The 12,621-nt window shown below is 53.2% G+C and carries 11 protein-coding genes; 8 read left to right on the top strand and 3 right to left on the bottom strand.

All coding sequences use genetic code 11. From position 1 onward, the window contains the following. Positions 1-43: 43 nt before the first annotated feature. Positions 44-2,314, bottom strand: coding sequence for a nitric-oxide reductase large subunit (locus ACG2XO_RS10655; RefSeq protein WP_410497963.1), 2,271 nt, complete (start codon positions 2,312-2,314; stop codon positions 44-46). Between the two features lie 362 nt (positions 2,315-2,676). Continuing rightward, positions 2,677-3,135, bottom strand: a complete 459-nt coding sequence (locus tag ACG2XO_RS10650; protein WP_410497962.1) for an RrF2 family transcriptional regulator — start codon at positions 3,133-3,135, stop codon at positions 2,677-2,679. 197 nt (positions 3,136-3,332) lie between these two features. Between ACG2XO_RS10650 and ACG2XO_RS10645 the strand changes: the two genes are divergently transcribed. The 8 genes from ACG2XO_RS10645 (at position 3,333) to ACG2XO_RS10610 (ending at position 11,445) form a co-directional block, all read left to right on the top strand. Further along, positions 3,333-4,346, top strand: coding sequence for a sulfate ABC transporter substrate-binding protein (locus tag ACG2XO_RS10645; protein WP_410497961.1), 1,014 nt, complete (start codon positions 3,333-3,335; stop codon positions 4,344-4,346). 124 nt (positions 4,347-4,470) lie between these two features. Further along, entirely contained in the window at positions 4,471-5,283 is an 813-nt protein-coding gene (locus ACG2XO_RS10640; protein ID WP_410497960.1) for an EAL domain-containing protein, read from the top strand. Between the two features lie 12 nt (positions 5,284-5,295). Further along, positions 5,296-5,892, top strand: coding sequence for an RBBP9/YdeN family alpha/beta hydrolase (locus ACG2XO_RS10635; protein ID WP_410497959.1), 597 nt, complete (start codon positions 5,296-5,298; stop codon positions 5,890-5,892). 427 nt (positions 5,893-6,319) lie between these two features. Next, positions 6,320-7,033 carry an oligogalacturonate-specific porin KdgM family protein gene (locus ACG2XO_RS10630; protein WP_410497958.1) on the top strand — a complete coding sequence of 238 codons (714 nt, stop codon included), beginning with the start codon at positions 6,320-6,322 and terminating at the stop codon, positions 7,031-7,033. Positions 7,034-7,197: 164 nt separating this feature from the next. Beyond that, entirely contained in the window at positions 7,198-8,208 is a 1,011-nt protein-coding gene (locus tag ACG2XO_RS10625) for a sulfate ABC transporter substrate-binding protein (protein ID WP_410497957.1), read from the top strand. 366 nt (positions 8,209-8,574) lie between these two features. Beyond that, positions 8,575-9,408: a sulfate ABC transporter permease subunit CysT gene (gene cysT / locus ACG2XO_RS10620; protein ID WP_410497956.1), complete on the top strand. Its 834-nt coding sequence runs from the start codon at positions 8,575-8,577 to the stop codon at positions 9,406-9,408. After that, complete coding sequence (gene cysW, locus ACG2XO_RS10615) at positions 9,405-10,274, top strand: sulfate ABC transporter permease subunit CysW (protein ID WP_410497955.1); 870 nt, start codon at positions 9,405-9,407, stop codon at positions 10,272-10,274. The genes cysT and cysW overlap by 4 nt, the downstream gene beginning before the upstream one ends. A 118-nt stretch (positions 10,275-10,392) precedes the next feature. Then, positions 10,393-11,445, top strand: coding sequence for a sulfate/molybdate ABC transporter ATP-binding protein (locus ACG2XO_RS10610; protein WP_410497954.1), 1,053 nt, complete (start codon positions 10,393-10,395; stop codon positions 11,443-11,445). Positions 11,446-11,508: 63 nt separating this feature from the next. Here the strand turns inward: ACG2XO_RS10610 and ACG2XO_RS10605 are convergent, their stop codons facing one another. After that, positions 11,509-12,465 carry an ankyrin repeat domain-containing protein gene (locus tag ACG2XO_RS10605; protein WP_410497953.1) on the bottom strand — a complete coding sequence of 319 codons (957 nt, stop codon included), beginning with the start codon at positions 12,463-12,465 and terminating at the stop codon, positions 11,509-11,511. Between the last annotated feature and the right edge of the window lie 156 nt (positions 12,466-12,621).

Raw genomic sequence — 12,621 nt, 5'->3', positions numbered from 1 at the left:
GCAATATACCCATTAATAACCAAAACTTTACGACGAATTCAAATCAAGCTTTGGCCGGTTCACCAACTACCACAGTCTGGCTACGATCACGCCCCAGCAAGCGAATCGCAAACAGTGCCAGATACAGCACACCGACCGCAAACACGATATCGCCCGGCACACGCAGCCACACCAGCGTTTCCATCACTGATGAATGGATAATCTCGGCTGAACGTGCATACCACAGACCATGCTCAACACTGGCGGCGGCCTGATAAATCCCGGCAGGCAACAGTGACATGAACACCATCATAAACAGGCCAATATTCATGCTCCAGAAAGCCGGTTTGAGCAGGCCATCGTTCCATTTTGCTGCCGGTGCCAGACCACGCAGGCAGAACAGCATCAGACCAATCCCCAGCATGCCGTACACCCCGAACAATGCTGCGTGACCATGGGCAGCGGTCATATTCAGCCCTTGCACGTAATACAGCGCGATTGGCGGATTAATGGCAAAGCCGAGCAACCCAGCACCGACGGTGTTCCAGAAACCCACCGCAACAAAGCACATAATCGACCAGCGATATTTCTCAACCCACGGCGCAGCTTGGGTGTGGCGATAAGTGTGGTAAGCCTCAGCAGCAATCAGCGCCAGTGGCACAACTTCGAGCGCCGAGAACATCGCGCCAACCGCAATCACCGAAGTCGGTGAACCGGTGAAATACAGGTGATGCAAAGTGCCCAGAATGCCGCCGAACAGGAACACGATGGTTTCGAGCACAATCGCGCGGTTCGCCGAAGCAGCGCGAATCAGACCCAGACGGCTCATCAGCAAGGCGATCACCGCAGTGGCGAATACTTCAAAGAAGCCTTCGACCCACAGGTGAACCAGCCACCAGCGCCAGTATTCGATCATTGCATAGTGCGTTTTCTGACCCCAGACCAGTGACGACGCGTAGAACAGGCCAATACAGACGGCAGAGATAAACACCATCGCGATCAGACCCTGGCTCTCGGATGGTTTACGCAGCGCAGGCCACAGACCACGACCGAGCAGCGTTGCCCAAATCAAGAGGCCAACGAACAGCAAGATTTGCCATACCCGACCCATGCTGGTGTATTCCAGCCCCTGATTACCGAGCCAGAAGCTGTAATCGCTGCCCAGACGTTGCATCGTGCCGATCCAGCCGGTGGCAATCGAGCCGACGACAATCAACAGCAAGGCATAAAACAGCGCATCGGTGCCGAGTTTCTGGAATTTCGGCTCTTTACCACCGAGTACCGGTGCCAAAAACAGACCCGTTGCCAGCCACGCCGTCGCAATCCAGAGCACACCCAATTGGGTATGAATCGTGCGGCTAACAGTAAACGGCAAGGCTTCAGCCAGTGGAATACCGAAGAAACTGCCGCCTTCAACCTGATAATGCGCCGAAATAATCCCCATGCCGACTTGCGCCAACAACAGGCCTATCACCACGTAAAAATATTTGAAAGTCGCCTTCATTGACGGCGTCAGCTGCAAAGTAATCAGCGGGTCTTTTTCCGGGCAAACCGCTGGTTCTTCGGTCCGTTGCATATTGTGGAACAGCACCATCGCCGCAATCCCGCCGATCAGTAAAATAATGCTGGCAATCGACCACAGGCTGGTGCCCGTCGTTGGCGTGTTTTGTACCAAAGGTTCGTGCGGCCAGTTACTGGTATAGGACAAATGGTTTTCACCAGGACGGTTGGTCGCCGCTGCCCACGCTGACCAGAAGAAAAACGCCGGGAGCGCTTTCAGATCATCAGCATCTTTAATCGAACCGGCAATCATTGCGTATTGCTCGCGCAATTTGTCCTGCGCCGGATCAGTACCAAACAGGCTTTCATAGTGCTGCGCGACCTGCGCCATGGCTTCGGCGCGCTCTGCCTGAATGGTCACTGTATCGCGAGCAGCATCATAGGTGTTGGTTCGCATGACCGAAATCACGCGAACATCTATCGGTGCCTGCTCTTCGCGGTTCAACTGAGCGTAATCTTTTTTGTATTGCTGCTGTGCCCAGATATTGCGCAGCGCCAGCACCTCGCGGTGCAGCCAGTCGGCCGACCAGTCCGGCGCGACATAGCTGCCATGCCCCCAGACCGAGCCCATTTGCTGGCCACCTGCAGACAACCAGGCTTGCTGGCCGCGCTGGATTTGCTCGCCGGTATATAAGATCTGGCCGGTACTGCTGACGATTTGCTGCGGAATCGGCGGTTTGTCGAGGTAGATTTCCCTGCCCAGCCAGCCCAAGGCGGCAAAAGACAGGAAAAACACAATCGCAAGCCAGCGCCAGAGTTGGCTGTTTTTTTGCATGATGCGTTCTCCATTACAAATTGACCTACAAAACCAATAACATGCATATTACATGCAACTATTTATAATGTGCAAATAAAATACATATTAAAGCCAAAAAGTAGGACAGACCACATTGAAACGACGAAAAAATAAAACCTGATTAGGTAGCTATCTCAGCAAATCGTCGTGCCGGCGAAAGCCGGTACCCAGAGCGCAGTTCAAACCAGCGCCGCCACTGGATTCCGGCTTTCGCCGGAATGACGAAATGAGGGTTTGCTGAAGTGGCTACCTAATCAGGAAATAAAAAAGGGTATATACCTATAGGCCTTAAATAAAAAGACCCACAGACATATACCCTTGCTTAATATAAATTTAGCAGCCTATTTATCCTGCGAAACCGGATGCAGCCGGATTGCGAAAACGCCCCCGAGTTCGACTGGATTGGCGATCAGGTCCGCCAATGTATAGCGATCGAGTACGCCATATAAGGCCTGCAATGATTCATTCAGAATATGCTTCAGGCGGCAGACACTGGCGATATTGCAGCTGTTATGCTCGCGATCAAAGCATTCAACCATCGGGCTGTCTTCTTCACTGACCCGTACCAAAGCGCCAATATTGATTTGCTCGGGTGAGCGCGCCAATTTCATCCCGCCGCCCTTGCCGCGCATCGTTTCGATAAAGCCCTGACGCGACAGAAAGTTGACGACTTTCATCAGGTGGTTATCGGAAATATCGTACGCCGTAGCGATTTCACTGCGCGTCACCACGCCCCCCTGATGCAAGCCGACATAAATCAGTGTTCGCAAACAGTAATCGGTAAAAACATTCAGTCGCATGGCGCATCCTTCACAAACAGGTATTTCTAATGCATCTTACATGAAACCCAGACCATGATGCAGCACATCGACCGAGCTACAGGCTGTAGCGCCAAAGTATAAAATTACTTTTGGTTATTTAATTACAATTTAATAGTATTTAATGGAATTAATGATTCATGCCAAGATTCGTTCACCAACTCAACAAGGAACGCATCATGTCACTGAACACCACCTTCACCGCCATTGCCAGCGTTATCACCATTGCACTGAGCTCAGCCAGCAGTTTTGCCGCCAGCTATGAACTGCTGAACGTCTCGTACGACCCGACGCGCGAGCTTTATCAGGACTACAACAAAGCTTTTAGCGCCTACTACAAAAAGAAAACCGGTGACGACGTCACGATCAAACAGTCGCACGGCGGTTCGGGCAAACAGGCGCGCGCCGTGCTTGACGGGCTGGATGCCGACATCGTGACGCTGGCGCTGGCCTACGACATCGACGAGCTGGCCGACAAGGGCAAGCTTTTGAAAGGCGACTGGCAGAAACAATATCCGGACAATGCATCACCGTACACGTCGACCATCGTTTTTCTGGTCAAAAAAGGTAATCCGAAAGGCATTAAAGACTGGGCTGATCTGGCTCGTGCTGATGTCAAAGTGATTACGCCGAACCCGAAAACTTCCGGCGGCGCGCGCTGGAATTACCTCGCCGCGTGGGGCTGGGCGAAAAAAACCTACGGCTCGGACGACAAGGCGCGCGAGTTCGTGCAGAAGATTTATAAAAACGTTCCGGTACTCGACACCGGTGCACGCGGCTCGACGGTCACGTTTACGCAGCGCGGCATTGGTGATGTGCTGGTGACGTGGGAAAACGAAGCCGAATTGGTGTTCCGCGAAGTCGGCCGCGACAAGTTTGAAGTCGTCGCACCGTCGTATTCGATCAAGGCCGAACCACCGGTCGCCATCGTTGATAAAAACGTCGAGAAGAAAGGCACCCGCAAAGTCGCTGCCGAATACCTGAACTACCTGTATTCGAAAGAAGGCCAGGAAATCGCCGCGCAGAATTACTACCGCCCGCTCGACCGTGATGTATACGCCAAATACGCCAAACAGTTCCCGAATATCAAGCTGTTCGACATTGATGACGTCTTTGGCGGCTGGGGCAAGGCACAGAAAACGCACTTTAGCGATGGCGGCGTATTCGATCAGATCTACAGCGCCAGCAAGTAAAATGCCCGTCACAACAGCAGCCCGGCCACTGCCGGGCCTTGCCCATTGCACATACCTGCCGACGTATCTTCTTTAAAACAATACAGATACTGGGCTTGAATCAGATACCCAAAAGGAAGAAGCCATGAATTGGCCACAAACCCACCCAAGCGAGCGCTTGCCCATTCCGCCCGAAATTGCCCGTGACTGGCCGGACAGCATGTTCCAGATCGATTCGCTGCGCGGCATTCTGGTCAAGGCACTGGGCTCGACGCTGGCGTCGGCATTCCAGCCGATTTACAACCGCGACCGGCAACATTTTGCCGATGAAGCCTTGCTGCGCGCGTCGGTTCGCGGCAAAGCCATTTCGCCACCGCAGGCTTTTGCCTCGGCGCGTCTGGGCAACAAGCTGGTCGCTTTCGACCGGCTCTGCCGCACGCTGCATGTGATGAATTACGGCAGCTACGCACACTCGAACCGGCTGCTGTTTCTGAACGTGCATCCGGAGCTGCTGGTCGAAATCAGCGATCACGGCGCGTATTTCGAGCAGATTCTGGGTAGCCTGGGCTTTGGTCCGAACCAGATCGTGCTGGAACTGCTCGAAAACGAAGCCATTGCGGTCGACGCCACCGCCATCAGCCGCGCGGTCAAAAACTATCGCGCCAAAGGGTATCGGATCGCGCTCGACGATTTCGGCCACGGTCTTGCCAACCTCGACCGGCTTTGGCTGCTTGAACCCGATTTCGTCAAGCTCGACCGGCACATCCTGGCTCTGGCCGCCTTGCAGGACAAGGCACGTCAAGGCTATGGCAAACTGGTTTCACTCTTGCACGACGCAGGCAGCCAGGTCATTGCCGAAGGCATTGAAACACGCGCCGAATACGACATCGCGATTGACAGCGGTGCCGACGGCTTGCAGGGGTTTTATCTGGCCCACCCGCATTACCGCCCACTTTGAGAGGCTGCCATCATGAACGCAATCGACCAGTGGCTGGAGCATGGCCATCGCATCCTGATCGCCCCCGGCTGGAACAGCTCGCCCGAAGGCCACTGGCAATCGGTCTGGCAGCAGCAATATCCGCAATTTAGCCGGATCGAGCAGACCGACTGGCAGCACCCCAAGGCATTCGACTGGGTCAACGGTTTTATCAGAAAAATCGCCGAGAGTAATGCGCCGACGATCATTGTCGCGCACAGCCTGGGCTGCGCGACGCTGGCGCATTGGGCGACGCTGTACGGCCAGCGCAGTCCTGTTGTCGGAGCACTGCTGGTCGCGCCGGCCGACGTGATGCGCCCCGAAGCGCCGGATGAATTCCAGGGCTTTGTTCCGCTACCGATTGTGCCGCTGCCTTTCCGCAGCTGGGTCGTCGCCAGCACGAACGATCCAAGCTGCAACATTGATCGCGCGATACAACTGTCGCAAATCTGGCGCAGTCGTTTGCAACAAATCGGCGAAGCCGGGCACATCAATATTGCGTCCGGCCACGGCGAATGGCAGCAGGGGCTTGATCTGCTCGATCAATTTATCACCAGCGAACTGACCAGCCAGCTCATGTCGGTAGCCTAGGGTCTGTTGACGTTTGGTTTACAGATCGCGTTTGTATTGATTTTGAGCTGAGGCAAGGCGCGAAAACCGGAGCATAGTCAACCAAACGTCAACAGACCCTAGGGAATACTCCGTAATTTCCCGATTAAGCGATAAAACAAAATGGCAGAATCATTATATGATTTTGCCATTTTGCATTGCACCATAACAAAACAGACCGGCATATTCCATAAAACAATATAAAAATCACTTATAAGTATTTAAAGATATATAAAATTATCGGTATAGTTTGATTCAAGCCAGAGCAACAAGTCTAAAGGCGACAGTACATGTGAATCGCAATCAGCGCGCAACATAACTGTCACACCAGTGAAATCTTTGTCGCTTACGATGGCGGCCATTGCAAACCACACAGTTTGACCAATTACACTCAACAAGGGACGTAAAAATGAAAAAAACTTATCTTTTCGCCGCTATTGCCAGTATCGTGGCCATCAATGCCCATGCGGTTAGCCTGGATCTGCGCGGTCAATACAAAACCGAAAGCGAAGCTTACGAAAGCCGTGCACTGCTTGCACATGAATGGTCAAACGGCATTGGTGGCAGCGTAGAGTACACCGTCAACAACACCAGTGCCGCTGGTGAAGGCATCGATCAGGCGCTGTGGAAGGACACTGAATGGGCGCTGACGTACAAATACAAACTGAACGATACAGTTACGCTGATTCCAAGTTTCCTGTTCCAGGACACCAAAACCAAGGGCGACTTCTATAAATACGGTTTCCAGACTAACTGGGCATTTGCCCCGACCTGGCGTCTTGATGGCCGTGTTCGCTATGAATACAAACAGAGCGAAAGCAAAGACATCAACAAAAAACTCGATAACGACAGCACGACGCGTACCGATCTTTGGCTGCGCAAATCGTTCGATACCGCGATTGACGGTTACTACAACTTCCGCTGGGATCACAAGCTGAACGACTACCAGTACGCCGACAAAAGCAGCAACCTCTACGAGCACAATTTTGGCGTAAGTTACAAAGTCAACAGCACATTCAAGCCTTACGGTGAAATCGGCTACCTGCCTGATGCAGTGAAGAATACCACCGGTGGCGTGGACGACGACTGGCGTATCCGTCTGGGCGTAGCAATCAACTTCTAAGCTACAACCCCGCTTGAACATTAAAACTGATAGACCCTTCAACAGAAGGGTCTTTTTTTTGCCAAACAAAATAATAGTTATATAAAAATAATTATATATTCTTTATTTGAATATAAAACCATTGTTATAGTCGAAGGCAATTCACTCGCAAACAGGAACACCCTATGCCTTCGCTCGCCAAACTCTCACTGACTCTCGCACTGAGCAGCCTATCCACACTGGCCTTGGCTGACACCACCTTGCTCAATGTCTCGTACGACGTCATGCGCGATTTTTACAAAGACTACAACCCGGCTTTTGCTAAACACTTTGAGGCCAAATTCAAGGACAAAGTGACGATCCAACAATCGCACGGCGGCTCGTCCAAACAGGCGCGCTCGGTGATCGACGGGCTGGAAGCCGATGTGGTGACGATGAATATGGCGACCGATATCGACGCGATTGTCGAAAAAGGCAAGCAGATCAACGCCGGTTGGGACAAGAAATTTTCGAACGAAGCTGCGCCGTTTTCCAGCCTGCAAGTGCTAATTGTGCGCAAAGGCAATCCCAAAGGCATCAAGGATTGGAATGACCTGACCAAGGCTGGCGTGCAAGTGGTGGTGCCCAATCCGAAAACCAGCGGCAATGGTCGCTACACCTTCCTGGCGGCCTGGGGCGCAGCACTCAAGCAGAACGGTGGCAATGAGGCCAAGGCACGCGAATTCACGCAAGCTATTTTTGCCAATATACCGGTGCTGGACGCGGGTGGGCGCGCAGCAACAACCACGTTTATGCAGCGCCAGATTGGCGACGTGCTGGTGACGTTTGAAAACGAAGCCGAAATGATCGCGCGCGAATTTGGCCGTGGCAATTTCGAGGTGATTTATCCAAGCGTTTCAATCGATGCCGATTTGCCGGTTGCCGTGGTCGATAAAGTCGTCGACAAGAAAGGCAGCCGCAAAGCGGCGACCGAATACCTGAATTTCCTGTGGAGCGAGCAAGGTCAGGAAATCGCCGCGCAAAACTATCTGCGCCCGCGTAACGCCGCCGTGGCGGCGAAATACGCCAAGCAATTTCCCAACGTCAAACTGTTTGGTGTCGCTGATTTTGGCGGGCTGAAAGCAGCGCAGAAGAAGTTCTTTGATGACGGCGCGATTTACGACCAGATCGCCGCTGATATTGCCAAGAAGAAATAAATGGCAATGTTCTGAATTCGTGTTGATCCGAACCTCGCTGGTCGATCTAGGGCTTGAACTCCCCTGTCGCCCATCGCCGAGGGAGTGGAGCGAGACAAACAGCATTACCGTTTGGCTCGCGACCGACCGAGGGAAGCCCGGAGGGCCGCAGGCGGGGGTCGCCTTCTCTTGCTTACTTCTCTTGGCGAAGCAAGAGAAGTAAGTCCCCGTCGCGGATTGCGACTGTAAAACACCGCGCCGAAGGCGCTAAAAATGATCAACTCGTATTGAGAATATCGCCAAATAAACATTAAGGTATTGCCATGAAGGTCAATCTGTAATTGACTTACATGGAAATACCCTAGTTTTAACAAGAAGGTATCCGCAATGAAATTCAAACAAAGCAGTGTTCTGCCGGGCTTTAATCTGGCCCTGGGCTACAGCCTGCTCTATCTCTCGCTGATCGTGTTACTGCCGTTAAGTGCCCTGTTTGCCAAAACCATGGGACTCGACTGGAGCAGCTTCTGGGAAATTGTCACTGAAGCACGTGTGGTGGCGACGTATAAAGTGACTTTTGGCGCGTCCTTGATCGCCGCGCTGATCAATTTATTCGTCGGTATGCTGATCGCCTGGGTGCTGGTGCGCTACCCGTTTCCGGGCAAACGTTTTATTGATGCGCTGGTCGATTTGCCCTTTGCCCTGCCGACTGCCGTGGCCGGGATTGCGCTGGCCACCTTGTACGCGCCAAACGGTTTGCTCGGCGAGCCACTGGACAAGCTCGGTATCAAGGTGGCGTTCACCCCGCTGGGCATTGTGCTGGCGCTGACCTTTATCACGCTGCCCTTTGTCGTGCGCACCGTACAACCGGTGCTCGAAGATATGGAACGCGAACTCGAAGAAGCCGCATCGAGCCTGGGCGCAACGCGCTGGCAGATTTTCAGCAAAGTGATTTTGCCAACGATTTTCCCGGCGCTGCTCACCGGATTCACACTGGCTTTTGCCCGCGCGATTGGTGAATTTGGCTCGGTGATTTTCATCGCCGGCAATATGCCGTTTAAGTCGGAAATCACCCCGCTGATGATTATTTCCAAACTGGAGCAATACGATTACATGGGCGCAACAGCGATTGCCGTCGTGATGCTGGTCGTTTCATTTGGCCTGTTATTGCTGATTAATGGCCTGCAGTGGTGGATGGTCAAACGGCTAGGAAGACGCAAATGAGCACCGTTATGAGTCATAAAGTCGTCACCACCGAAGCGCGCTGGGTACGCTATCTATTAACCGGTTTGGCGCTAGCGCTGATTGGCTTGCTGCTGATCATTCCGCTGCTGTCGGTGTTTTACGAAGCACTGCATCAGGGCTGGGGTTTGTATAAAGACGCGCTGATCGAAAGCGATGCGGTCTCGGCCATTAGACTGACGCTGATCGTCGCGGCTATTTCGCTGCCACTGAATCTGGTTTTTGGCGTGGCTGCGGCCTGGGCGATTGCCAAGTTTGATTTCAAGGGCAAAAGCATTCTGGTCACGCTGATCGATTTGCCGTTTGCCGTCTCACCCGTCGTCGCCGGCCTGATTTACGTGCTGCTGTTTGGCGCGCACGGCTGGTGGGGTGCGTGGCTGATCGAGAACGACATCAAAATCATTTTTGCCGTCCCCGGCATTGTGCTGGCTACGGTGTTTGTCACCTTTCCTTTTGTTGCACGCGAGCTGATTCCATTGATGGAAGCACAAGGCAGCGACGAAGAACAGGCTGCACTGGTGCTCGGCGCGTCGGGCTGGCAGACGTTCTGGCATGTCACGCTGCCCAATATCAAATGGGGTTTGCTCTACGGCGTGATCCTGGCCAATGCCCGCGCGATGGGCGAATTTGGCGCGGTATCGGTGGTGTCAGGCCATATTCGTGGCATGACCAACACGATCCCACTGCACGTCGAGATTTTGTACAACGAATACAACTTTGTCGCCGCTTTTGCCTGCGCTTCGATTCTGGCCCTGCTGGCTTTATTGACGCTGGCACTGAAGAGCTATGTGGAATGGCGCACCGAACAGCAAGCAATTGAAGACCGCCGCTCAGCGACTGAAGCTTAAAAATATCGACCACAGAGGCACAGAGACGCAGAGGAAAAGCAAGTTAAAACCATGCCGCTGCACCGTATTTGGTTTTCTCTGTGCCTTTGTGTCTCTGTGGTTCAAAAAGGATCAAACCATGAGTATCGAAATTCGTAATATCGTTAAAACCTTCGGCGAGTTTAAAGCATTGAATGATTTAAGCCTGAATGTTGAATCAGGAGAACTCGTTGCGCTGCTCGGCCCTTCGGGCTGCGGCAAAACCTCTTTGCTGCGCGTGATCGCCGGGCTGGAAACGCCGGACTCGGGGCAGATTTTGTTCCACGGTGAAGATACTACCACCCAGCATGTGCGTGAACGCCAGGTGGGCTTTGTCTTCCAGCACTATGCCCTCTTCCGCCATATGACGGTATTTGAAAATGTGGCTTTCGGTTTGCGCGTACGCCCCAAATCAACTCGCCCGTCGGATGCCGAAATCAAGCGCAAAGTGCATGATTTGCTGCAACTGGTGCAGCTCGACTGGCTGGCAGACCGCTATCCGGCGCAGTTGTCGGGTGGCCAGCGTCAGCGCATTGCCTTGGCGCGTGCACTGGCCGTTGAGCCCAAAGTCTTGCTGCTCGACGAGCCATTTGGCGCACTCGACACCAAGGTGCGCAAAGAGTTGCGCCGCTGGCTGCGTCGCCTGCACGATGAAATTCATGTGACTTCGGTGTTCGTGACGCACGATCAGGAAGAAGCTCTGGAGGTCGCCGACCGCGTGGTGGTAATGAACAAAGGCCAGATCGAACAAATCGGCTCGCCTAGCGAAGTGTATGACACGCCTGCCAGCCCGTTTGTGTATCAGTTCCTGGGCGATGTGAATTTGTTCAAGTCGCGTGTCCACGAAGGCTGGGCGCACGTTGGTACAGCCAAATTTGCCGCCGACACAGCGAGCGAACACGCAACGGTGTATGTACGCCCACATGAAATCGACCTCAGTCGCATCGCGACGGAAGGCGCAATCAGCGGAACGATTACGCATATCCGCCTGCTCGGCGCGACGGTGCGGCTGGAAGTTGAAACGGGAGTGACCCAACACGATGTCGTTGAAGTCGAGTTGACACGTGAACGCCAGCAGGAAGGCGGCTGGCAGGTGGGTGAAACGGTGTATCTGATTCCGCGCGAAGCCAAAGTGTATAGTGCGGCCGCGTAAACCACAGCACGAAAAAGTGGCCTGCAATCTGCAGGCTACTTTCAGTCGTTCAATGTCAGTGCTTTAACTCCAGTCGATCAGCGGCTGGAATACAATTTCCCGCCGGTTCTGGCTCTGCATTGCTTGCCAAGGCACAGCCTGCTCCATCAGCTCGTGCAATCGCGGTTTGTCATGCGGCAGCAAATCGCAGGCACTTTGCCCCTGTTGATTGGGTAAGCGTGGATTTGCGCCAGCTTGCAATAAACGCACGGCAATCGCATCATGCCCTTTCGCGATGGCGCGATGCAAAGCGGTACAGCCATCGCGACGCGCCTGGTTCACATTGGCATGGCAATCGAGCAAAACGTCGATGGCGGCAAGATGCCCCCGGCTGGCCGCCATGATCAGCGGTGTACCCAGATCGTCAGAAACCGCATTCACATCGGCTCCCTGCCCCAGTAAACAGGCTAGCACCTTGGCATGCCCCTGCAACGCAGCAAGGTGGATGGCCTGGCAAGCACGCTCGTCCGTTTCATTTAGATCGGCGCCCGCCTCAAGCAGCAATTCGACTTTAACCTGCGAGCCGGAAAAAGCGGCCTGCATCAACGGGCTCCATTCCTTGGGCTCGGTCGGCCTCGGCCAAACCGTGTTCAACCCGGCATCATACCCTGCCATAGTATATGAACCAGACAAAACAACAGCGTCGCCTCTAATGAAATACCCACTGAATTCAATAGAATCATCAACCATGCGTTCATTACTCCAAACGTCTCTGGTTTCAGCAATTTTGTCGACAATCTCAACGTAGGCGATAGACAGGCGCATCAGCTCGCCAACGACATCATTCCAGTGCGCCGCGTGCATGACAGGAGAGGATCTTGTTTCATCCTGTACCAGCAATGAGAGCAAATATTCGGTCAAATCGAGATCACCCCAGCGCCGGGCAATCTCATCGGCCAGCCAAGGATAATGTTGAATTAAGGTATGCGGTATCAGTTCTGGGCGGCGCAGCGCACTGATCTGCATGGCGAGTAAATGCATGACGAGCCTGACAGTAAATACAATGAGAAGAAGTGACCTTAGCAGCAGAATCAACTGCTGCCGAGTTTAAAAATACGCATTGGGAATGGTATTTTTACGCAAAAATGCATAACAGCAAATTCGTGCGCAAATTATTTCACAAAACGTCAATTTTTT

Source organism: Chitinibacter sp. S2-10, from assembly GCF_046530675.1.
Taxonomy (GTDB): Bacteria; Pseudomonadota; Gammaproteobacteria; order Burkholderiales; family Chitinibacteraceae; genus Chitinibacter.
The sequence above is the reverse complement of the archived record's forward strand: the minus strand, read 5'-3'. Positions and strand labels throughout refer to the sequence as shown.